Origin of the sequence: Streptomyces sp. NK08204 (assembly GCF_020400585.1) — a bacterium.
In the GTDB taxonomy this organism is placed as follows: domain Bacteria; phylum Actinomycetota; class Actinomycetes; order Streptomycetales; family Streptomycetaceae; genus Streptomyces.
On record NZ_JAINVF010000010.1, the window covers coordinates 226816 to 249848 of the forward strand.

General features: G+C 69.4%; 18 protein-coding genes and 3 pseudogenes. 12 read left to right on the forward strand and 9 right to left on the reverse strand.

Annotation, left to right across the window (positions count from 1 at the left end):
- Positions 1 to 253 precede the first annotated feature (253 nt).
- Positions 254 to 625: a hypothetical protein gene (locus K7G59_RS18380; protein ID WP_225835520.1), complete on the forward strand. Its 372-nt coding sequence runs from the start codon at positions 254 to 256 to the stop codon at positions 623 to 625.
- Between the two features lie 704 nt (positions 626 to 1329).
- Here K7G59_RS18380 and K7G59_RS18390 read toward each other — a convergent pair.
- Positions 1330 to 2607 carry a glycosyltransferase family 39 protein gene (locus K7G59_RS18390; RefSeq protein ID WP_225835521.1) on the reverse strand — a complete coding sequence of 426 codons (1278 nt, stop codon included), beginning with the start codon at positions 2605 to 2607 and terminating at the stop codon, positions 1330 to 1332.
- 147 nt (positions 2608 to 2754) lie between these two features.
- On the opposite strand from K7G59_RS18390, the gene K7G59_RS18395 reads away from it, so the two are divergent.
- The 5 genes from K7G59_RS18395 (at position 2755) to tuf (ending at position 8409) form a co-directional block, all read left to right on the forward strand.
- Positions 2755 to 3768: a glycosyltransferase family 2 protein gene (locus K7G59_RS18395; protein WP_225835522.1), complete on the forward strand. Its 1014-nt coding sequence runs from the start codon at positions 2755 to 2757 to the stop codon at positions 3766 to 3768.
- Positions 3769 to 4046: 278 nt separating this feature from the next.
- On the forward strand, positions 4047 to 4418 hold the full coding sequence (gene rpsL, locus K7G59_RS18400; protein ID WP_003948652.1) for a 30S ribosomal protein S12: 372 nt from the start codon (positions 4047 to 4049) through the stop codon (positions 4416 to 4418).
- A 2-nt stretch (positions 4419 to 4420) separates the two neighbouring features.
- The gene (gene rpsG / locus K7G59_RS18405) at positions 4421 to 4891 is read left to right on the forward strand and encodes a 30S ribosomal protein S7 (RefSeq protein ID WP_009330725.1); all 471 of its coding nucleotides are present in this window, start codon (positions 4421 to 4423) and stop codon (positions 4889 to 4891) included.
- A 39-nt stretch (positions 4892 to 4930) separates the two neighbouring features.
- Positions 4931 to 7057 carry an elongation factor G gene (gene fusA, locus K7G59_RS18410; protein WP_225835523.1) on the forward strand — a complete coding sequence of 709 codons (2127 nt, stop codon included), beginning with the start codon at positions 4931 to 4933 and terminating at the stop codon, positions 7055 to 7057.
- A 158-nt stretch (positions 7058 to 7215) separates the two neighbouring features.
- Complete coding sequence (tuf, locus tag K7G59_RS18415) at positions 7216 to 8409, forward strand: elongation factor Tu (RefSeq protein WP_225835525.1); 1194 nt, start codon at positions 7216 to 7218, stop codon at positions 8407 to 8409.
- 118 nt (positions 8410 to 8527) lie between these two features.
- Here tuf and K7G59_RS18420 read toward each other — a convergent pair whose 3' ends face one another.
- From K7G59_RS18420 to K7G59_RS18455, 8 genes and pseudogenes are all read right to left on the reverse strand, one after another.
- Entirely contained in the window at positions 8528 to 9574 is a 1047-nt protein-coding gene (locus tag K7G59_RS18420; protein WP_225835527.1) for a hypothetical protein, read from the reverse strand.
- A 38-nt stretch (positions 9575 to 9612) separates the two neighbouring features.
- Positions 9613 to 9858 carry a hypothetical protein gene (locus K7G59_RS18425; RefSeq protein ID WP_225835529.1) on the reverse strand — a complete coding sequence of 82 codons (246 nt, stop codon included), beginning with the start codon at positions 9856 to 9858 and terminating at the stop codon, positions 9613 to 9615.
- 141 nt (positions 9859 to 9999) lie between these two features.
- Positions 10000 to 10872 carry a hypothetical protein gene (locus K7G59_RS18430; RefSeq protein WP_225835531.1) on the reverse strand — a complete coding sequence of 291 codons (873 nt, stop codon included), beginning with the start codon at positions 10870 to 10872 and terminating at the stop codon, positions 10000 to 10002.
- A gap of 170 nt (positions 10873 to 11042) precedes the next feature.
- Positions 11043 to 11933: a helix-turn-helix domain-containing protein gene (locus K7G59_RS18435; protein WP_225835533.1), complete on the reverse strand. Its 891-nt coding sequence runs from the start codon at positions 11931 to 11933 to the stop codon at positions 11043 to 11045.
- Positions 11934 to 12244: 311 nt separating this feature from the next.
- Positions 12245 to 14374, reverse strand: a complete 2130-nt coding sequence (locus K7G59_RS18440) for a protein kinase (protein ID WP_225835536.1) — start codon at positions 14372 to 14374, stop codon at positions 12245 to 12247.
- Positions 14375 to 14394: 20 nt separating this feature from the next.
- Complete coding sequence (locus K7G59_RS18445) at positions 14395 to 16602, reverse strand: protein kinase (protein WP_225835538.1); 2208 nt, start codon at positions 16600 to 16602, stop codon at positions 14395 to 14397.
- Positions 16602 to 17564, reverse strand: coding sequence for a serine/threonine protein kinase (locus tag K7G59_RS18450; protein ID WP_225835540.1), 963 nt, complete (start codon positions 17562 to 17564; stop codon positions 16602 to 16604). Before K7G59_RS18450 ends, K7G59_RS18445 begins: the two co-directional genes overlap by 1 nt.
- A 76-nt stretch (positions 17565 to 17640) precedes the next feature.
- Positions 17641 to 18015 (reverse strand): annotated as a pseudogene (locus K7G59_RS18455) (ATP-binding protein).
- A 29-nt stretch (positions 18016 to 18044) separates the two neighbouring features.
- Between K7G59_RS18455 and K7G59_RS35355 the strand changes: the two are divergent.
- From K7G59_RS35355 to K7G59_RS18485, 6 genes and pseudogenes are all read left to right on the forward strand, one after another.
- Positions 18045 to 18101: pseudogene (locus K7G59_RS35355) on the forward strand (hypothetical protein); the annotation flags it as partial.
- A 59-nt stretch (positions 18102 to 18160) separates the two neighbouring features.
- Positions 18161 to 18352, forward strand: a pseudogene (locus tag K7G59_RS18465) (DUF397 domain-containing protein); the annotation flags it as partial.
- Between the two features lie 227 nt (positions 18353 to 18579).
- A complete protein-coding gene (locus tag K7G59_RS18470; protein WP_225835543.1) occupies positions 18580 to 19077 on the forward strand; it encodes a hypothetical protein in 498 nt (165 codons plus the stop codon).
- Positions 19077 to 20774 (forward strand): translation initiation factor IF-2, encoded by a 1698-nt coding sequence (locus K7G59_RS18475; RefSeq protein WP_225835545.1) that lies wholly within the window; start codon positions 19077 to 19079, stop codon positions 20772 to 20774. The genes K7G59_RS18470 and K7G59_RS18475 overlap by 1 nt, the downstream gene beginning before the upstream one ends.
- A gap of 48 nt (positions 20775 to 20822) precedes the next feature.
- A complete protein-coding gene (gene mycP / locus K7G59_RS18480) occupies positions 20823 to 22049 on the forward strand; it encodes a type VII secretion-associated serine protease mycosin (protein WP_225835548.1) in 1227 nt (408 codons plus the stop codon).
- Positions 22050 to 22273: 224 nt separating this feature from the next.
- Positions 22274 to 22828, forward strand: coding sequence for a hypothetical protein (locus tag K7G59_RS18485; RefSeq protein ID WP_225835549.1), 555 nt, complete (start codon positions 22274 to 22276; stop codon positions 22826 to 22828).
- The last annotated feature ends 205 nt before the right edge of the window (positions 22829 to 23033 follow it).

Genomic DNA, 23033 nt, shown 5'->3' on the forward strand with positions numbered 1-23033 from the left:
GCTTATTTATTCTCTCCCTTCTCCTTCTCTTCGTTTCCGGATTCACCGGCGAACGGCTTCGTCTTTTCATCGAGATAGGTGCGGGTGGCCGGCCGGGCCGGAGGCATCGGCCGGTCAGCCGTGTCTTGATTTCATCGATCTTGATCAGAACTTTTCCGGAGGCAGGGCTTCTGCTTCCCTCCGGAGTGGTCAACCGCTAGGTTGGCGGAGCGTGTGACGGCTGTGAGCGGTGACGGCGCGGGGGTAGCGAATAGTGGGCGCTCTTTTCTTTCTGCTGGTCGTGCTCGCGGCCCTGATCACCAACCATGTTTCGCGCAGCACCCTCAGGCGCAGGGGGGTGTGCGTGACGGCCACCTGTGTGGATCGAACGCTGGGTTCGGGCGGCAAGTACGCCATCCAGATGGAGTTCCTTGACGTCCACGGCTCGCTGGTCCGGCGCGAGTTGGGCATCTACTACAGCAAGCCGCCGATAGCTCTCGGTGCCGTGGCGGATATCGTCTACGATCCGGAGAATCGCACGAGCCCTCGGTTCGCCGTGGATGTGCAGTCCGGGAAATGGGCTCCGGTGCTGATCGGTGTCGTGAGCCTACTGGTCGTCCTTGTGGCGCTGTCGCTTTTCCTTTGAGGGTCTGTAGGTTTGATCGCGGGTTGCGTGAGGGCGACGGCGACGATGGTCGAGATGAACCAGTGCGCGAAAATCACCGTCAGTGGAGCCAGGGAAAAAGCATCATTCGGTGGAATCTGAGGGACGACTCCAGGAGACTTGCCAGTTCCACCAGTCGCCGGCGAGTCTGGGTCAAAGACGATTTCACGGTGTCCCCGGGTGTTACGGAACGGTCCCGCCAGCCCTGGCCGTACGGCGGCACCCCATGCCTTGCCATGGCTCGCCCTGCGCCCGTGCGGTCGGCGACACCGACACCGAGACCGTACTGTCGTCCGCGTGTCCGGCCGGTGCCCCTGATGCGACTCGCCTCCCTACGCGCCTTTCCCGACCGCGCCGCGGTGCTGTGACACCTGGGACAAGCGGGAGCGGCGGCATACGGCCACGGACCGGGAGGACGCCCGATGAGCGGCTGCCCGCCGACCCGACGCACCGCGCCCCCGCAGTGACCTGCCGACCCTGAGCCCCGGACCCCTCGCGGCCCAGGAGGCCGGCGTCGCGCCCGCGACCATCCGCACATGGTTCCAGCTGGGCCACCTCGCCCCGGTCGCAAAGGCCGGCCGGGCCCAGCTCTTGCGCCTGGAGGACGTCCTCGCGGCCGGGCGAGGGGCCCGCGGCACGGAACGCCGGGCCCGGCGAGCGGTCACCGGCCCCGACGCTCCCGGACCCTACGGAATCCCCAACTCGAAGATCACATAGTGGGCGTACCAGCCCGACGCCACCGCCGCCGTCGTGAAGAACACCGTCAGGCTCGGCCACTTCAGCCGGCTCATGGCGGCGGCCGGGGCGAGCAGCAGGGGGAAGGACGGCAGCAGATAGCGGGAGGTGTTGCCGAACATCTGCTGCGTGCCGAGGACGGTGACGATGCCGGCCAGGGTGTAGGCGACCAGCACCAGCGGCGGCTTCCTGCGCAGCATCAGAGCGATCAGGAAGGGCAGCGCGATCACCAGCTGCACGCCGAGCAGATCGGGCGTGGAGAAGGCGAAGAGGTAGTTGCTGTGGCCGACCGCGACGTTGCGCAGCACGTCCAGCGTGTAGGCGCCCCCGTCGAAGTAGTGCGCCCAGCCCTCGCGCTGGAGCCTGAAGTAGGCGGTCAGGTCACCCATGCTCACCCCGACCCACAGGACGTACGTGAGCAGGCCGAGCGGCGCCGCGATCATCGCGTAGACCGGCCCCGCGACGCCGTGCTCGCGCCGGCCGTCCCGCCGCAGGAGCGTGACCAGGGCGGCCAGGCCCACCGCGCCGATGAGCGCCGCCGAGGTGGGCCGGTTCAGGCCCGCCAGGAAGGCCAGCAGACCCGCCGGCACCCAGCGGCCCCGCATCACGTACCAACAGGTCCAGGCCGCGATGGCGACGAACAGCGACTCGGAGTACACGGCCCACTCGACGCCCGCCCCGGGTACGACGGCCCACAGCCCGGCCGCGATCACCCCCGCCCGCACTCCGGCCAGCGACGACATCACCGCGTAGATGCCGGCCGCCGCCACCAGGGACGCCAGGACCGACACCAGGATCGCGGAGCCGTACAGGCCGAGCCCGGTCACCTCCGAGACGGCGCGGATCGCTCCCGGGTAGAGCGGGAAGAAGGCGACCGAGTTCTGCTTGACCGTGAACAGCCCGCCCGGAGGCAGCGGTTCCAGCGGCTTCGGGTCGTACCCGTGCCGGGCGACCTGGAGGTACCACCAGCCGTCCCAGCTGGACAGGACGTCCCACCAGTGGGCGCCGCCGCCGAACCGCGGGTCCTTCCTGTGGTAGTCACCGGCGTACTCCAGCAGCCAGGCGAATATGGTGAGCCCCACGATCTTCGTGACGCCGTACAGGGCGAGCGGAGCCGCGTACGGCCGTGCAGCCGGCGGCAGCGCGAGTCGGCGTCCCGGGCGCGGACGGCCGTCCTGCTCGCCTGGCAGGCCGGTGTCCGCCTCGATGTCCCTGGAAGCCGTGCCCATGACCGTGATCCCCCCTCGGCCGACCGCCGGGGCGGGAAGCCGTCCGGCTGTCCGGATGGTCGTGAAGTGTCACCGACAAGATCACACAAAGAGTCGCATGTGTGCGGCCGAAGCGTCGCATGCGTGCGGCGAAGGGGGGAGAAACGGGTGGCCGGAGGAGCGGACTCGACGACCGAACTGTCCGTCGTCATACCCATGTACAACGAGGCGGAGGCCCTGCCCGCGCTGGTCAGCCGGCTGCGTCCGGTCCTGGAGGGCCTCGGGGTGTCGTACGAACTGTTCGCGGTCGACGACGGCTCCACCGACCGCACCGCCGAACTGCTCGCCGCCCTCCGGCTCGGCTGGCCCGAGCTGCGGGTGGTCCGCCTGCGCCGCAACTGCGGCCACCAGGCCGCCCTCACCGCCGGCTTGGACCGGGCGCTCGGCGCGTACGTCGTCACCCTCGACGCCGACCTCCAGGACCCGCCCGAGAAGATCCCCGACATGCTGGCCCTGGCCCGCGCCGAGGGGCTCGACATCGTGTACGGCATCCGCGCCGACCGCACCGGCGACACGCCGTTCAAGCGGTGGACCGCCGGGCTGTACTACCGGCTCGTGCGCCGCCTCGCCGGGCCCTCGGTGCCCGCCCAGGCCGGTGACTTCCGGCTGCTCAGCCGGGATGCCGTCGACGCGCTGAAGTCCCTGCCGGAACAGGAGCGCGTCTACCGCCTGCTCGTTCCCTGGCTCGGCTTCCCCAGCGGGCAGGTCACCTACGAGCGCGCCCCGCGCACGGCCGGGCGCAGCAAGTACCCGCTCGGCCGGATGATCCGGCTCGCGGTGGACAGCGTCACGGGCTTCTCGGCGGCCCCGCTGCGGCTGGCCACCTGGCTCGGCGGCTTCGCCTTCCTGGTGTGTCTCGGGCTGATGGTGTACACGCTCGCCGCTCATGTCATGGACCACACGGTCCCCGGCTGGACCTCCCTCTTCACCGGGGTGCTGTTCATCGGCGCGGTCCAGCTGATCTGCGTGGGGCTGCTCGGGGAGTACGTGGCCCGCATCTACACGGCCCTGCAGAACCGGCCGACGTACTTCGTCGGACACGACACGGCTTCCGTGGCTCGCGAACAGCCCCTCGAGTCGCGTTCCGCCGCCTCTTGTGATAATGGACGGGTTCCCCATTGACATCCCAGGTCAGACCCGCCCGGGGAGCCCGTGCGACGGGCGCCCCCCTTTTGTTTTGACCGGAGTCTGTGCGGTAGGTACGCTCAGACCTTGTGCCTGGGGTGTGCCCTGGCTCTTGTGCGTGCCTTCAGACCGCACAGCGAGTCGCGACCGGCCACCGTAATCTGCGCCCTTTCCGCCTTGCGGCGGAAGCCCGGCGGATTCGACACACCCGACCGCGTGGGTCGGAGAAGTTCCAGGTTAGCTGTACCTATCGGCACACAGAAACCGGAGAAGTAGTGCCTACGATCCAGCAGCTGGTCCGCAAGGGCCGGCAGGACAAGGTCGAGAAGAACAAGACGCCCGCACTCGAGGGTTCGCCCCAGCGTCGTGGCGTCTGCACGCGTGTGTTCACGACCACCCCGAAGAAGCCGAACTCGGCCCTGCGTAAGGTCGCGCGTGTGCGTCTGACCAGCGGTATCGAGGTCACTGCTTACATTCCGGGTGAAGGACACAACCTGCAGGAGCACTCCATCGTGCTCGTGCGCGGCGGCCGTGTGAAGGACCTGCCGGGTGTTCGCTACAAGATCATCCGCGGTTCGCTCGACACCCAGGGTGTCAAGAACCGCAAGCAGGCTCGCAGCCGTTACGGCGCCAAGAAGGAGAAGTAAGAATGCCTCGTAAGGGCCCCGCCCCGAAGCGCCCGGTCATCATCGACCCGGTCTACGGTTCTCCTCTGGTGACCTCCCTGATCAACAAGGTGCTGCTGAACGGCAAGCGCTCCACCGCCGAGCGCATCGTCTACGGCGCCATGGAGGGCCTGCGCGACAAGACCGGTAACGACCCGGTCATCACGCTCAAGCGCGCTCTCGAGAACATCAAGCCGACCCTCGAGGTCAAGTCCCGCCGTGTCGGTGGCGCCACCTACCAGGTCCCGGTCGAGGTCAAGCCCGGCCGTGCCAACACCCTGGCGCTGCGCTGGCTGGTCGGTTACTCCCGCGCCCGTCGCGAGAAGACCATGACCGAGCGTCTGCTCAACGAGCTTCTCGACGCTTCGAACGGCCTCGGTGCGGCCGTCAAGAAGCGCGAGGACACGCACAAGATGGCCGAGTCCAACAAGGCCTTCGCGCACTACCGCTGGTAGTCGCTACCCACATCGAGACCGAGAGAAGACTGAAGCCTTATGGCTACCACTTCACTTGACCTGGCCAAGGTCCGCAACATCGGGATCATGGCCCACATCGACGCGGGCAAGACGACCACCACCGAGCGGATCCTGTTCTACACCGGTGTGTCGTACAAGATCGGTGAGGTCCACGACGGCGCTGCCACCATGGACTGGATGGAGCAGGAGCAGGAGCGTGGCATCACGATCACCTCTGCTGCCACCACCTGTCACTGGTCGCTGGAAGACGTCGACCACACCATCAACATCATCGACACGCCGGGTCACGTCGACTTCACCGTCGAGGTGGAGCGCTCCCTGCGCGTGCTCGACGGTGCCGTGACGGTGTTCGACGGCGTCGCCGGTGTTGAGCCGCAGTCCGAGACGGTGTGGCGTCAGGCGGACCGCTACGGCGTTCCGCGTATCTGCTTCGTCAACAAGCTCGACCGGACCGGTGCCGAGTTCCACCGCTGCGTCGACATGATCAGCGACCGCCTGGGTGCGCAGCCGATCGTCATGCAGCTGCCGATCGGTGCCGAGGCCGACTTCAAGGGCGTCGTGGACCTGGTCCGCATGAAGGCGCTCGTGTGGTCCGCCGAGGCCACCAAGGGCGAGATGTACGACGTCGTCGACATCCCGGACACGCACACCGAGGCTGCCGAGGAGTACCGCGGCAAGCTGATCGAGGCCGTGGCCGAGAACGACGAAGAGATCATGGAGCTGTACCTGGAGGGCGAGGAGCCCTCCGAGGAGCAGCTGTACGCCGCGATCCGTCGTATCACCATCGCGTCCGGCAAGGGCACCGGCACCACCGTGACCCCGGTGTTCTGCGGCACCGCGTTCAAGAACAAGGGCGTCCAGCCCCTGCTCGACGCGGTCGTGCGCTACCTGCCTTCCCCGGTTGACATCGAGGCCATCGAGGGCCACGCGGTCAACAACCCGGAGGAGGTCGTCAAGCGCAAGCCGTCCGACGACGAGCCGCTGTCCGCGCTGGCGTTCAAGATCATGAGCGACCCGCACCTCGGCAAGCTCACCTTCGTCCGGGTCTACTCGGGCCGCCTGGAGTCCGGCTCTTCGGTGCTGAACTCCGTCAAGGGCAAGAAGGAGCGCATCGGCAAGATCTACCGCATGCACGCCAACAAGCGTGAGGAGATCGAGTCGGTGGGCGCCGGCGACATCGTCGCCGTCATGGGCCTGAAGCAGACCACCACCGGTGAGACGCTGGCCGACGACAAGAACCCGGTCATCCTGGAGTCCATGGACTTCCCGGCGCCGGTCATCCAGGTCGCCATCGAGCCCAAGTCGAAGGGCGACCAGGAGAAGCTCGGCGTCGCGATCCAGCGCCTGGCCGAGGAGGACCCGTCCTTCCAGGTCCACTCGGACGAGGAGACCGGCCAGACCATCATCGGCGGTATGGGCGAGCTGCACCTCGAGGTGCTGGTCGACCGCATGCGCCGTGAGTTCAAGGTCGAGGCCAACGTCGGCAAGCCGCAGGTGGCGTACCGCGAGACGATCCGCAAGGCCGTCGAGCGCGTCGACTACACCCACAAGAAGCAGACCGGTGGTACCGGTCAGTTCGCGAAGGTGCAGATCGGCATCGAGCCGCTCGAGGGTGGCGACACCTCGTACGAGTTCGTGAACAAGGTGACCGGTGGTCGTATCCCGAAGGAGTACATCCCTTCGGTCGACGCCGGTGCGCAGGAGGCCATGCAGTTCGGCATCCTCGCCGGTTACGAGATGACCGGTGTCCGCGTGATCCTGCACGACGGTGCCTACCACGAGGTCGACTCCTCCGAGCTCGCCTTCAAGATCGCCGGCTCGCAGGCCTTCAAGGAGGCCGCGCGCAAGGCTTCGCCCGTGCTCCTCGAGCCGATGATGGCCGTTGAGGTCACCACGCCCGAGGACTACATGGGTGAGGTCATCGGCGACATCAACTCCCGCCGTGGTCAGATCCAGGCCATGGAGGAGCGGGCTGGTGCCCGCGTCGTGAAGGGCCTCGTGCCCCTGTCGGAGATGTTCGGCTACGTCGGCGACCTCCGCAGCAAGACGTCGGGTCGCGCAAGCTACTCGATGCAGTTCGACTCCTACGCCGAGGTTCCGCGGAACGTCGCCGAGGAGATCATCGCGAAGGCCAAGGGCGAGTAACGCACCGCGTTCACACGCCGTAGGCTTGACTCCGGAGCCTCCAGGGGCATTCCCCCGCAAACGCGGACGGAATGCCCCCGGGTTCCGGGCCTTTACAGCAAAGATCACCTGGCGCCGATGAAGTAAGGCGTACAGAACCACTCCACAGGAGGACCCCAGTGGCGAAGGCGAAGTTCGAGCGGACTAAGCCGCACGTCAACATCGGCACCATCGGTCACATCGACCACGGTAAGACGACCCTCACGGCCGCCATTACCAAGGTGCTGCACGACGCGTACCCGGACCTGAACGAGGCCACCCCGTTCGACAACATCGACAAGGCGCCCGAAGAGCGTCAGCGCGGTATCACCATCTCCATCGCGCACGTCGAGTACCAGACCGAGGCGCGTCACTACGCCCACGTTGACTGCCCGGGTCACGCGGACTACATCAAGAACATGATCACCGGTGCCGCCCAGATGGACGGCGCGATCCTGGTGGTCGCCGCCACCGACGGCCCGATGCCGCAGACCAAGGAGCACGTGCTCCTGGCCCGCCAGGTCGGCGTCCCGTACATCGTCGTCGCCCTGAACAAGGCCGACATGGTGGACGACGAGGAGATCCTGGAGCTCGTCGAGCTCGAGGTCCGTGAGCTCCTCTCCGAGTACGAGTTCCCGGGCGACGACGTTCCGGTCGTCAAGGTCTCCGCTCTGAAGGCCCTCGAGGGCGAGGCGCAGTGGACCGAGTCCGTCCTCAACCTGATGAAGGCTGTCGACGAGGCCATCCCGCAGCCGGAGCGCGAGGTCGACAAGCCGTTCCTGATGCCGATCGAGGACGTCTTCACGATCACCGGTCGTGGCACCGTCGTCACCGGTCGTATCGAGCGCGGTCTGCTCAAGGTCAACGAGACCGTCGACATCATCGGCATCAAGACCGAGAAGACCACCACCACGGTCACCGGCATCGAGATGTTCCGCAAGCTGCTCGACGAGGGCCAGGCCGGTGAGAACGTCGGTCTGCTGCTCCGCGGCATCAAGCGCGAGGACGTCGAGCGCGGCCAGGTCATCATCAAGCCGGGCTCGGTCACCCCGCACACCGAGTTCGAGGCGCAGGCCTACATCCTCTCCAAGGACGAGGGTGGCCGCCACACGCCGTTCTTCAACAACTACCGTCCGCAGTTCTACTTCCGTACGACGGACGTGACCGGCGTGGTGACCCTCCCCGAGGGCACCGAGATGGTCATGCCGGGTGACAACACCGAGATGAAGGTGGAGCTCATCCAGCCCGTCGCCATGGAAGAGGGCCTGAAGTTCGCCATCCGTGAGGGTGGCCGCACCGTGGGCGCCGGCCAGGTCACCAAGATCGTCAAGTAAGTTCCGCTTGCTTGCGGGTCACCTGACCTGAAGGTCCCTGGACCTGGGAGAGGCCCGTACGACTCCGGTCGTACGGGCCTCTTCGCTGTCCCCGGCGTGTTTGTTCACGGCAGGTTGTTCACTGCATGTTCTGCACGGGCGGATGCTCGTAGGACGCCTCGCAGACGTACACCTGGAGGTCGTAGCTGCGGCCGATGGTGATCTGGGTGTCGAGCGCCGGCCCCAGGAAGTGGTACCCGCTGTAGCCGGCGTCCTCCACCGGCCGCCAGCTGAGGCTGCCGCCGTCCCACTCGGCGCCGGTGATGGTGATCAGCGGCCGTACGGCGGAACCGCACTCGGCGCAGGCCATGGGGAAGGGGTCGGAGAAGCTCCAGGGCGCGTGGCCGCCAAGCTTCCACCCAGGGGCGACGGCCAGGTCGAACTGGTAACAGATCCCCGGCTCCCCGTCGCCCTCACCCTCCTCCTTCTCCTCCTTCTCCTCCTCCTCGAACTGCTCATCCCAGTCCCGGATCCGGTCCGCCAGCTCCTCCGGCAGCTCGTGCGGGGCCGGGTACTCGACGACGGTCTCCGGGTGCAGCACGCACGGGGCGGGCAGGTAGTCGTCACTGCCGATCACCGCGGGCCGCGGGGGAGCGGCGAGCGGCTCCACGACATCGGCGGCCGTGCGCCAGCGAAGTTCGACCCTGGGCACGTAATCGTCCTCGGGATGGTCGAAGGGGCACCACAGCACCTGGAGCAGGTCTGTCCCCTCGGGCCGGGGCAGGTCCGGCACGTCGGCGGCGTATATCTGTGCGACCGGCACCATCGGCACGGGCCCGTCCTGCGTGATCCGCCGCTCCTTGGTGCCGAGATCGACCAGCGCGTGCTCCTGGGCGGTGAGCAGCTCGGCGCCCTGGGCACGGGGTCGCGCCCAGGCCTCGCGGAGAACGCGCCGCCCGGCGTGGACATCGTCAGGAGCGACACCCAGGTGCCACGGCCCGGCATGTTCCGGGCAACTCGGCCACGGCTCCGCGGCCGGCCACAGCAGCGGCCCACCGACGGAACTGTCCGTCACGCCCGGCGCCCCGGCCCGCGGATGCAACCGCACGGCGGACCGGGCGAGGGGCGCCAACTCGGGGAAGCGGTCGGTGATGTCGAGGGGGCGGGGTGGTGTGGTGCGGGTCATGCGGGGAGGGTACTGGGCGCGACTGACGGTCCCGGTGGCTAGGCGTCGTCGAAGATTGCTTCGCTTGTCGGGGCGGTGACGGCGCGGCGGTGCCAGCGGCTCAGGGTCTCGGGGTCGCCGCAGCCGGTGATGCGCTCGCGGACCACGTCCGGGACGTCGATACCGCGTTCCTCCAGGACCACCAGGATGTCCTGGATGCCGCGCTGCACTCGGCCTTGGGCCCGGCCTTCCTCCCGGATCTCCTCCGAGATCGGCGAGGAGAAGAACGAAAGTTCTTCGCGCACCTCCACGTCTCCAGGGCGACCGGATTACAGGCCATGCCTTTCGCGATGGTCTCGGTCACGAAGTCCACGACGCTGATCTTCAGGACGCGTCCGGAGGCGTCGGCCACATCCTCCTCGGCGCTGTGTCCCGGCGTACTCGGGCTACTCATCAGTGAAGACCTCTTCGGCGGTGGAGGCGGTGACGGCGCGCCGGAGCCAGCGGCTCAGGGTCTCAAGGTCGCCGCAGCCGGTGATGCGCTCGCGGACCACGTCCGGGACGTCGATGCCACGCATCTCCAGGACCACCAGGACGTCCTCGGCGGCGCGCTGCGTCTGGCCTTCTTCCCGGAGTTCTTCGGAGAGCGGCGACTTGTAGAAAGAGAGGTCCACGGCCACCAGTTTCCTCCAGAGTTCTGCGGCTGGGTGTTTGCCCATGCCCTGTGCGATGAGTTCGATGATCGGGTTGGCGAGAACCGGGTCTGTGTCCTGCAACACGGTCGTCACTGACTTGAGTATGGCCCCAATGTCCGGATGTGTGACATGGGTGATCGCGGACAGCGTGGTGAGCGCCAGATCCTTCCGGGCCTCGGTGGGAGTGGTGATCACGGGCATGTTGTGCGGTCCGGCGACGAGCGGGCGCAGGGTCAGCAGGGTCCACTGCGGAGGGCCGAAGCGCACCGGCCGCGCCGCCCATTCGGCGGTCGCGCGGTCCTGGCAGACGACCAGCAGCATCGGCTGCAGCCGGTACTTCGTGAGCAGGTACGAGGCGTAGTACGCCCAACTGGCGGGCTTGTCCGGGTCCTTCTTGCCCTGGGCCTCGATGGCGAGGAGGAAGGACCCGCCGTCCTCGGTGTCGAGCCGCAGCAGAGTGTCGAGGCGGCGTTCGAGGGGCCGGGACTCGGTGAGGTCCGTGGGCAGGGCGGTCACCGAGGTGGGCGGGGGGAAGCCGAGGCCCAGCACCTCGGAGACCCCCGAGAAGAGGTCCGGGTACTCCTGGAAGATGCGGTGCATCGCCTCGTGCGGCGAGCTGACCATGGGGGTTCCTGTGGTGGTGAGAGGGTACGGAGGCATTGCCTACGGCATATGCGATCCGGGTGTCTTGTCGGCGAGCGTAGGGGCGTGACTCCGCGCACTGCTGAGCGAGTTGAGGATGTTCACTCGGAGGAGTGAGCGCGGCCGTGCGGTGGTCGCGGCCCCGGCTTTGCTCAGGCAGCCGTGGTAGCGGGTTGCCGCAGCTCCCGGCAGCCGCCGCACAGGCCGGGCTCCGGGGCGCGGTGGGCGCGGTCGCAGCTGTCGCAGTTCTGGAGGGGATGCCGGACGGTCGGCGCCGGGACCGGTGCCCGGAACGGCGGTGGGGGTGGCAGCTGGGCGGCCAGGCGATGGGCCAGCAGTGCGGCCGGGCGGCGGACCCCTTCGGGGGGGAGGTCGGCGGTCAGGGCGTGACGTACGGCGGCGGGGCTGACGTCGCGCTCCAGCCAGGCGGCGACACCGACGGCGAGGTGGGCCGTGTCGTGGGCCGACAGGAGCAGCCGGGAGTCGCGGGTACGCAGATCCGAGAGGAGGTCGGTGGCGGTCCGGAGGAGGGCGGGGGAGGAGCACGAGGGGTGCGGGACGGCGGGAAGCGGCTTGCGGGGCGCCCGCTGTTTCGGGGCCGTCGCCGGTCGAGCGGGGGCGGAGCGCACGGGCTCGCTCTCGCGGCGCCGGGCCGCCGGCTGGTTACAGGAGACCGTGCGCGTGACGATACGGCCGCCGGCGACGCGCTCGCGTTCGCGCCGCAGATAGCCATGGATCTCCAGCTCGCGCAGGGCGGCGGCGATGCGGGTCGCGCCCTCGGGGAAGCGGGCGGCGAGGGTCTTGATGTCGACGCGGGCGCCCTTGGGCAGCGACTGGATGTGGCAGGCCAGGCCGATCGCGAGGAGGGAGAGGTCCGGGTGCTGGGTGAGGTGGTTGCCGATCACCGTGAAGCGGGTGGTGTGGCGGGCGTTGTCGTGGACGAGCCCGCCGTGGTGTGCGGCCCCCGGGCGCCGGTTCGGGTGTTTGTCGGCGGCAACGCGGGACTGGGCGTGCGAGGGCACGCTAGGGTTCTGCGTATCCATCGGGAAGGCCTCTACTTCCTCGGTGGTCAGGCCCTCGCAATGGGATGCCAGTCCCGGCGGGGGCCGTCGCATGTCTGCGGTTGTGTTGCGCCGAGCGTAGGGCAGGCAACCGGCCCGGAATCCAGCTGTGTTGGCGATGTTCACCCGCTCGGGTGAGCGTGTGCCGCGGGCGGGAGGGGTGGGGCTTGGGCGGGTTCTTTCACCCGGTACTTCCTTGAAAAAGACCGCCCGTCGCACCGCAGCACGGGCGGCCGGGTTCCGGTGCCGGGAGGGTGATCGGGCCTGCCGCAGTACGCATCACCGTGGTTGCATCAGAAGACGGGCAGCGCGGTGAGGGACTGTCCGTCTGCCAGGAAGACGCGGTTCGCGTCGGCCGTCATCCAGTAGTTCCTGGGGTTCTTGATGATGCGGAAGCTCCAAGTAGTCTTGCTGAGGCTTGAATTGGGATCCCAACTGCCGCTGTTCAGTCCGTCGGCCACATTGAGGACGTTGACCGCGCCTTCCGTTGCGTTGACGGCCACCGACCAGAAGCCGTGACCTTGAACCACCAGCGGGCTGAACTGATCACACATCTGTTGGAGGTCGTAGAGCCATCCGCTCTGTTTCCCGTCCTTGATGTCGAAACGAAGCGGTGCTCCCAGTGCGGCCACGAAGACGTAGGGGCCGTGGATCACGGAGGGGCCCCAGGCGACCCTCGTGCCGTCCCGCCGTCTCAGGTCCGGACGCCACAGCTTCTTCCCGTTGGTGATGCCACGGGCCGTGAAGTACGGGCTGCCGCTCACGAACAAGGTCCCGCCCGATGCGGCGATTCCCGGCCTGTTCTCGTCCTGGCCGCGCAGCATCCATACCGTGTGGCCGTTGCGCGTGTCCACGGCAAGGACGTCCCCCGCATCCGTGGCGACGGCGAGGATGCCCTGGGCCACGACACCCCGCGCCGTACCCGTCGTGCCGAGTTCGGCGCCGGGCTTCGTGGTCCAGCGGATCTCCGCGTCGGAGCGGCCCACGCTGCGCAGTCGGCCGTCGCCGGTGACGACGTAGACCGCCTCGGCGTCGGCCGCGAGGACGGAGGAGGCGTCTGCGGGCGCCGTCCATTTGGCTTCGCCGGTGGACGCGACAAAGGTCAGCAGCCTGCCATGGCCGTCGACGGCGGCTATCAGCCGGTCGGAGAGCGAGACGAAACGGCGTACCGCCACGGCTTCGGGCGCGGACCAGCGCGGTTTCCCATCGACGACGGCGTGCGCCGTGATGCCGCCCTTGGGGTCCCCGACGATCAGGACGTCCCGTACCGGCAACGGGGCGGGCGTCTGGGCGCCGAGGGCGGAGGGCCGGCTCCAGAGCGGGTCGGGTGTCTGCCCGATGACGTAGTCGCCCTTGTCCGCCGACAGCAGCGGTGCTTTGGGGGTCCGGGCGGCGGGCGGGACGTCGAAGGCGTCGCTGTGGTTCTTCCGCCAGAACCACCAGGTGGCGCCCGCACCGGCGAGGGCGACCGGGCCGCCGACCGCGAGGGCCGTCAGCACGCGGCGGCGCGGGACCCCACCCGGCGCACCGGTGCCCGGCAGCGTGGTCAGCTCGTGCAGTGCGCGTTCACGCCGCTGGACGTCCTGGGCCAGCGGGCCGGAACGCCACACGCGGCCGGCACCGTGGGGCGGAGCGAACGCCTGCGCGATGGCGGCAGGGGAGGGCCGGTGCGCGGGATCCTTGGCCAGGCAGGGGCCGATGAGGGGCTGCAGGGAGGACGGCACGCGGTCCATGCGCGGCGTGCCGTGGACGACCTCGTACTGGACGGCGGCGACGTGCGAGCCGTCGAACGCACGCTGCCCGCTCGCCGCGTACACCAGCAGGGCGCCGAGGGAGAAGACGTCAGCGGCCGGGCCGACGCGGTGCCCGAGGGCCTGTTCCGGTGCCCCGAACCCGGGGGTGACCGGCACCTGACCGGTCGTGGTGAGGGTGAGACCGTGCTCGGGACGGGCGATGCCGAAGTCGATGACGCGGGGGCCCGCCGACGTGAGCACCACATTGGCGGGCTTCAGGTCGCGGTGCACCAGGCCGACGGCATGGATGACCTGCAGCGCCCCCGCAAGTGCCGCCGCGAGAGCCCGCACCCCGGTTTCGTCGAGCGGACCGTACGCGCCGACCGCCTCCTCGAGGGTGGGGCCGCTGAGGAACTCGGTCGCGATCCACGGCCGTCCGCCCTCGGTCTGTGCGTCCAGCACACGGGCCACGCCCGGGCCGGTGACCGCCTGCGCCATCCGGGCCTCGCGCACGAAGCGCTGAACGAGCTGCGGGTCGTGTGCCAGATGACGGTGCAGCATCTTCACGGCGGCTGCTTGCCCGCCTCGGTCCTGGCCGACGTAGACCTTGCCCATGCCGCCCTCGCCGAGTACGCCGAGGAGTCGGTAGGGCCCGAGACGGATCGGGTCCCCGGTGTCCAGCGGCTTCATCTCCGTGCTCCTGTCCGTTGTCAGAGGAGGGGGTAGCCGGCCGCGTACTGCTCACCCAGGGCGATGAGCCGGCGGGACGGTTCGTGGGCGAAGTAGAGAGCTCCGGCGGCGGCCTTGACGGGGACGGACGAGGAGCCGTCGGTCAGGGCGACGGCCATCAGTCCGGGCGATGCCCTGCGGTACACATACGCGATGCCGACGATCGGAGGGACACCGAGGTCGGCGGAGGTGGGCTCGTGCCCCTGCGCCGTCTTCTCGGCCCAGCGCGCCGTACCGCTGTGGGCGTCGACCGCGACGACCCCGCGGCCGGCCCGCACCGCGTACACCACCCCGTCCTTGACCGCCGGGGGGCCGTACTCTGCGCCGGCGTGGCCCTTGTCGTAGTGCCAGGCGACCTTGCCGTCGTCGAGGTCGAGGGCGACCAGCCGGCCGGCCGACGGATACACGTGCCGGTCGTCGACGGCCAGGTGGGCCCGGCTGAAGGGGGTCTGCCGGCTGTCGAGCGGGCGGCGCCACGCCAGATGTCCGGTGCGGGTGCTGCGCACGACGAGCTCCGTCGTGCCGTCGGCCGACTGCTGCACGAGGACGAGACGCTCGCCCGAAACCTGGGCCGACAGGACGTGCAGGCGCTTGGATCCGTCGGGCCGGGCGGGGAGGGGGACGTCCCACAGCTTCCGGCGGGCGTGTATGTCGAGCGCGAGCAGATGCCAGGTCTGCCCCTTGCGGAAGTAGTCGTTCTGCGACGGGTCGGACGGCTGGGGGCCCCGGCCGCCGACCGCGTAGACCGTGGTGCCCGAGGCACACAGCAGCTGGGTGCCGTAGAGGCCGCCGTTGAAGTCCTTCAACTGGAGGTACGGCTCCCCGATCCTGCCGTCGGCAAGGCCGACCGGACAGACGGACACAGGACCGGCTTCGTCGGCGGTGTACTCCAGCGTGTGGATCCGTTCGCCATCGGTGACCGCGAGATGCCCGAAGTACACGCCGGGATCGGGCCACACCGTCTTTCCCGTTCTCGGGTCCAGACCCTTGAGGTTGGTCTCCCCGACGACCGCCAGCCGGTCGAGCAGCAGCGGAGCCGGCGGAACGGGCGGGTCGGTGTACTCGGCCACCACCTGCCACAGCAGATCCCACCGGTGCTTCGCCGAGCCGGTCGGCGCAGGCGGCTGCGTCGGAGTGCCGCCACCGCGGCGGCCGAGCAAGGCCCAGGCGCCCGCTCCGGCCGCGGCGACGCCGAGAACCGATCCCGCGCCGATCGACAGCAGCCTGCGGCGGGACATCTCCACCGAGGGGACGTCGGGCACGGTGTCGGGGAGGCCCTGCCCGCCCGGGGGCGGCAGTCGGCGGGGCTCGACCCGCCAGACGTCGGTGGCCCGCCGGGCGATGTCCAGCAGCACCGGCTCCGGCAGACAGTCCGCGAAGTCCCTCTCTTCGCCGCCCAGTCGTGAACGAAGCTGGTCGGTCGTGGGCCGTTGCCGCGGGTCCTTGGCGAAGCACGGGCCCAGTACGGCGACAAGGCCGTCCGGGACCCCGGTCAGGTCCGGTTCCGCGTACCGCACCCGGTACAGCAGATCCGCGGCCTGCCCCACGCCGAACGGACCCTGGCCCGTCGCGGCATGGACCAGCACTCCCGCCAGCGCGAACACATCACCCGCCGGGGAGTGTTCCCCACCCGCCGCCTGCTCCGGCGACATGAAGGCGGGCGTGCCCGCCGCCGCCCCGGCCCGGGTGAGACGGTCGTCGCCGAGCGCCCTGGCGATACCGAAGTCGATCACCTTGGGGCCGTCGGCCGTCACCATGATGTTGGACGGCTTCAGGTCCCGGTGGACGACGTCCGACGCGTGCAGCTGGGCCAGCGCGGCGCACAGACGGGAGCCGAGGGCCCGGACCGCTCGTTCCGACAACGGCCCGTTCAGCCGGACGGCGTCGTCGAGGGGTGGGCCGATCAGGTATTCCGTGGCCAGCCAAGGGGTTTCATGGACGATGTCGGCGTCGAAGACCCGGCTGCCGTGCTCGCCACCGATGACCCGGGCGGCGTCCGTCTCCAGCCGGAACCGGGTCCGGAAGACGGGATCCGCGGCGATGCGGGCGTGCATCGTCTTGAGGGCGACGACGCGCCCCGTGTCCGAGCGGCCGAGGTACACCGTGCCCATACCGCCGCTGCCGAGGCGTGCTATCAGGTGGTACGCGCCGAGCCGCGCGGGATCGTCGTACGCGAGCGGGGAGAACATCAGGACCTCCCCACCTGCTGGGGGTCTGCGGCCGGTCGGGCCACCAGGACGGCGGCCGACTGACGGGCGAGTGCTGCCACGATCCGGGCCGGGAGGGGAAAGGGCCGGCCATCGAGAACCGTGGGGACCGGCGCCGGGGACCGCGGGGGTGTGTGCGGCTGGAGCGGGGGCGCCTGTGGCTGGAGCTGAGGTGCCTGTGGCTGGAGCGTGGGTGCCGCCAGGTCGGCCGCGAGTTCGGCTGCCGACGGCCGGTGGGCAGCGTCCCGCGCCAGGCAGGCGGTGATCGGCTCACGCAGCGACGTCGGAAGCTCCTCCCGTTCCGGGACCGTGTGCCCGGTGCTCGCGTATGACAGCACGGCGCCGAGGGCGTACACGTCACCGAGCGGTCGGGGGCGCCCGCCCTGGGCCTGCTCCGGCGCCAGGCATCCGGGATCCAGTCCGGGCCTCCCCAGCCGCCGCTCGCCGTCCGGGGCGACGGCTCGCACCGCACCGAAGCAGGTCAGCAGCGGTCCGTCCGCGCTGAGCAGTACGGCTGCCGGGGCCAGGCCGGCATGGGTCACCCCCTGTGCGTGGGCCGTCGCCAGTGCGGAGGCGAGAGCCGCGCCGAGGTCTCGTACGACGGTCTCCGGCAGCGGACCGCCATGTATGGCGAGGGCGGCGGGCAGCGGCAGTACGGGGACGTACGGGGCCGCGTACCAGGGTGGGAGGGCGGAACTGGCCACCTCCGTCACGGGCGCGAAGCCGGGTACGGACAGCCCTCGGGCGTGCTCGGCCTCGGCGGCCCATCGGGCGGGATCGGTCTCCGTGCGCGGTACATGGACCAGAACCGTGCGCCAGCCGTCCGCGCTGCGGGCGACGAACCGACGATCGGGTGTCCGCTGCCGCTCATGTTCCTCGTCGATCCCGGCCAGAACTGCGTACGGCCCGATCCACCGCGGGTCGTCCTGACGCAGCTGCTCCATGCGCGCCTTCCCCCCTGGCTGTCGACACAGGGGAGGGATCCTACCGGGAGCCGTTTCTCTGTTTGCGGGTGCATGTTCATGAACACTCCGGGACGGTGATCTCGGCCCACACGGTCTTGCATGGATCCCGGTCCGACGAGACGCCCCAGCGGTCGGCCAGCGCCTCCACGAGGACCAGTCCCCGGCCCGAGTCACCCTGGTCCGAGCGGAGTTGGGCACGGGGCAGTCGGTCACCGCGCGTGTCGGTCACCTCGATGCGGAGCGTGTCGCCGGCGACGTGGAGCGTGAGGCGGAAGTTCCTCCCAGACACCCGGCCGTGGGTCGCGGCGTTGGCCGCCAGCTCGGCCACGACGTGCGCCGCCGGTTCCAACGGGAGTCCTCAGCTGCGGAGTTGTTCGGTGCCGAGCAGGCGGGCGAGGCGGGCGCCCCGAGGCGTGGGGGACAGAAGCACCAATGGTGCTGCGCCGACAGCTCGAACCCATGCTGGGCATTGCCCAGTTGCCCTTTGTGGAGCTTCAAGTGATGCCGACAGCACGCGCGAACCACCCCGGGACGGGTGGTCTGATCGAGGTGCTGAAGTTCTTGGACGGGACGGGAGTGCGGAACTCCACTGGTTCAAGAGCAGCTAGAGCAGCAGTAGCAACGGCAACGACTGCGTCGAGGTGGCCCCCACCGCCACCACTATCCACATCCGAGACTCCAAGAACACTGAAGGCCCCCGCCTCGCCGTGGCCCCGGCGGCCTGGGCCGACTTCGTGACGTACGCGTCCGGGAAGCCAGCCATCTGAGTACGAGCGCTCATGCGCAGCCCCGCGCCCGTCGGGTTGAGTAGAGCCATGCTCGACCGGGGCTGACCCTGACCGATTCCGATCGCTGCGACACGAGACGAGTCCGGACTGCCACTGGTCGTAGCTAGAGTCGTTGATGCGGCTTTGGTCTTTGACCGCAGGGGGAGGACGCTGTGTTGCCGAGCGAGTCCGGAGCGGGCGGACAACCGTCGTCGTGGGTGTCCCGCATGTTCGACGGGATGCAGGACGCCGTCGGTGCCGCCGCTGACCTGGCCACCGAGCTGTCGTCGTTCACGAAGTTCCAGAAGCGGGTCGACGACTTGATCCGCGACCTGAAGGGCTCAGCGGCGGGCCCGGGCAAGGTCGGGCAGGCGCAGCTCGCACGTCACCAGCTCGGCGGCGGGGGCGAGGGGTGGACGGAGGCGGCCGGCCTGTTCACCGCGTACGAGACCGTCATCAGTGAGCTGGAGACCCTGTCCAAACTGTTGTCCGACTCGATGGAGGGCATGGGCATCGCCGTGCTGGCCTCACACAAGGGCTACCAGCACATCGACCAGGACATCCGTGATCGTATGGCGGCGATCAGCGCGGAGACGACGGAGCACTACGGCGGAAACTACGACCCCTCGGTCCCGCAGAAGACCGGCCACGGCGGGGGCGACGCGAAACGGAGCCAGCCGCCGACCGAGACCGGCAGCGGTGGCAGCGCGGGAGGCACCATCTGATGGGACGCGGCGAGGGCACGTCTTTCGAGGACATGAGCCACGAGCAGATGCTCGCCTGGCTGGACCAGGCGAACTCCGGCACGGTGCAGTCGGCGGCCGACCGGCTGACCGATGCGGCCAAGGAGATCCGCAAGATCGCCGAGGAGCTCAAGGTCCGCCCGCAGTGGGTGGAATGGAAGGGGGAAGGCGCGGACGCGTTCCGGACGTGGGCCGCCGACCTCGCCAACTCCACCCTCAGCCTCGGTGACTTCAGTGAGGGGGCGGCGAAGTGGCTGGGGGAGGCGTCCGGAGCGATCGCGACGGCACAGGCGTCGATCCCGCGCGACACCCACGGCGCGCAGGCGAACCTGGACGCGGCAACGGCCGCGCACAACGACCCCGACGCGGCCACCGTCAGCGCCAAGTCCAAGGCCGAGCTGGAGGCGCTTGCGGCGAGCAAGGAGAGGGTGCGCCTGGAGGCGGCGGCGCAGATGCGGAAGCTGGGCCAGGCGTATTCGCATTCCTCCACGCAGATGGACGGGCTGGTCAGGCCCACGTTTCCGCCGCCACCGAAGGTGATTCAGCCGGAGGCGGGGAAACACGACGAAATCGAAGTCGTGGGAAGCGGTGGTGACAGCCACGTGGGGACGTCCCCCGCAGGACGGGTGTCGGCGCCTTCGGCTGCGACGGGGTCGCCGCATACGGTAAGCCTGGTCACCGGGGGTGGCGCGGCGGCAGCCAGCGTTTCCGGGCCGCGGGGCGACAGCGGTGGCGGGGTGGTGCACCAGCCGCCGTCGGCGGCACCGGCCGAGGGCGCGCCAAGGGTACCGGTCGACGTAGGGCCGGTCGTACCGGACGACGTAGGCACGGAAATCGATGGAACGACGCCTCCTCCACCGGCACCGGCCCCACCGACGACAACTCCTGGGCCTGTTGACCTCCCGACGGGAGGACGGCCGGGAGACGGACCGATCGCATTGCCCCCGGCCGCCCCTCCGCCGGTCTTCGGTGACGGCCCCGGTCTGCCGGTCAGCCGTCCGGGCCCGGGGCGTACGGTGACGGGCGGCCGTCCGTTGCCCATGCCACGACAGACAATCTCGGAGCCGACGCCTACGCCGACACGCGGACCGGCCACTGGCGGCACGGCCACGCCCAGAGGCCCGGTGGGCCCGACGCAACCGGTGGCGGGTGGCCGTACGACTGCGATGCCGGGGCGAGCCGTATCCGGTGAGGTACCCGGACGTGCGCCGGTCGGCAGAGGCATCGTCGGTGGCCGCCCTACGCCACCGACTGCGGGCCAGCCTGCCGGCAGGCTGCCGCGCGGCACGGTTGTAGGCGGCGAAGCGCCCGTCTCCGGCACGACCGGTCGAGCGGCTCCCGGTCGGAGTACGGGCGCCGGTGGTGGTGCCGGTGCCAGGGGAGTGAGCCCTGGCCAGAGGCCGGGCTCGACCCAGCAGCGGGCGGGTCTTCCGCCTGCTGAACAGGGCATCGTGGGCGGTCGTCCACAGCAACAGTCGCGTTCGGCCGGTCGGCCGCGCACATCCGGTGGTTCGGGTCTGGTACGAAACCAGGAGCCCCAAGGGGCACCCCCCGAGCCCAACGGCTCCAGACCGTCGACCTCGCGCCGGAACGACGGACAGAACGGCCGGCAGAACGACGAGCGGGGCGACGAGCGGGGCGACGAGCAGAGCGAACCGACCCGAGATCGTGCCGACTGACGCCCTCCGTCACAGCAACCCAGGACCACCAGAGTCAAGAGGAAGCAGATGCCTGCCGACAAGTTGAGGAACGGCCGTCTTGGGGGTGTCGTCTCCGGAGCCGTGGGCCTGCTGCTGGTGGGGATGACCGCTGCGCCCGCCCACGCGGAGACCATCCGTGATCAGCAGTGGTACCTCTCGGCCATGAAGGCCGACCAGATGTGGCGGACGAGTACGGGCAAGGGAGTCACGGTTGCCGTCATCGACTCGGGTGTCGACGGCAACCTGCCCGACCTCAAGGGACAGGTACTTCCCGGCCTGGACGAGGCGCCGGAGTCACCGGGTGACGAACACACGAGCTATGACGGCCACGGGACCACGATGGGCCTCCTCATCGCCGGCACCGGCAAGGCGAACGGCGGCAACGGCACCTTCGGTCTCGCACCGGGCGCCAGGATCCTGCCTGTCCGCGTACCGGACCGAGGCTGGGACTCCAACAAGTACACCGACGAGTTCAACAAGGTGCTGAGCCGGGGAGTCAGGTACGCCGTCGATTCCGGCGCTCGGGTCATCAACATCTCCATGGGCGCGTACGTGGGATCGGACGAGCTCACCGCCGCCGTGAAGTACGCCCTGAACAAGGGCGCACTTGTCTTCGCCTCAGTCGGTAACAGCGGCACCTCGGAAGTCGAATACCCCGCGGGAACCCCCGGAGTGGTCGCGGTGGGCGCCGTAGGCCGTGACCTCCACAAGACCGCGGAATCCCAGCACGGCCCACAGGTCGACCTCGCCGCCCCCGGCGACGAGATGTACCACGCCTGCCCGAACGGCAAGGACCTCTGCCGCTCCCACGGCACCAGCGACGCCACCGCCCTCGCCTCGGCCAGCGCCGCCCTCATCTGGTCCAAGCATCCGACCTGGACCAACAACCAGGTCCTCCGCGTCCTGCTCAACACCGCCGGCGGCCCGACGGACGGCGCCAAGCGCAACGACTCCATCGGGTACGGCATCGTCCGGCCGCGCATCGCCCTGCAGGACCCCGGTGACCCAGGACCGGCCGACGTCTACCCGCTGCCGGACCTCTCAGCCGCGGCCCCCGCGTCGCCCTCTCCCGGCACCGCTGCTTCCAAGGACCCCGCCTCGCAGGCGAAGGATGGCGAAGCGGTAGCCGAAGCTTCCTCCGACAAGGGCGGTAGCGGCACTCTGTGGGCTGCCCTGGGCATCGGGGCGGTCGTACTCGTCGGCACAGTCGTCGCTGCTGTTGTCACAAGGAAGCGACGACGTTCCGTTGCATAGACGCATGCAGGCCGAAATTGATGACATGCACTCGATCGCCTCTGTACGGTAAAGATCTTCGGACGCGGACGCAGGATTGAATACGGGGGCGTGCGGCCATGACGGGCGAGCCGGACGGGACACGATCACACCCACCGATACCATCGCAACCGCCACCCATACCTCCGGAGCCCAGCCACGGGCCGCCCAAGTGGGCGTGGTGGGTCGTCGGCATCCTGGTCCCTGTGCTCGGCTTGGTCGTCACGCTGATCACACAGTCAGGGAACGGCTCATCACGCGGCGCGCTCGCTCCGTCGTCGAAAGTGTCTCAGGAGCCAGTGACTCCAGAGACGCCGACGGCGGTCGATCCAGGCGAGTCGACCGCCGACGGCACCGTCACCACGCTGTCGCCTTCACCTTCGCCCTCGAAGACGCCGGTAAAGATCCTCAGGACGGGAGACTTCACGCTCTCCAGGGGATACAGTGCCGACCTCGAACACGGCACGGTCGGAGCGTCGGTGAAAAGCCCTGACATGGCGTGGAATGGCGGCGATGAGTTCTCGGCCATGAACGGACGCGTGGCCGATACCCATGAGGGAGCCACCCCAAAGATCTGCGCGAAAGCCCTCGACGATCCAAGGTCAACAGGGTGGATGGTCTATGGTCTGGAGGGGACTTGGTACTGCATGCCGACCAGCGCGAACCATCTGGCGGCCGTCGAGTGGCTGGGCGACAGTGCCGACGGCCCGCAGTTCCACTACATCCTCTGGGACGTGACCGCTCCCTCTGACGACGGCTAACGGTGTCGTTCGGATCATCTGGTAGTTCCGGGCCGGTTCGCAGTGGGTGCATCTGCCGGAGAGGTACGGCAGCTGGGCGCCCCCATCGCCGCCGCGGGGCCCGCCCTTCGGGCGGACGACGGGAATTCGACGCCAGGCCAGAGAGGTCCGGGGTCGGCCCCGGACCAACTGACTAGTCACTACCGGGCTGGACGGATGGGTGACG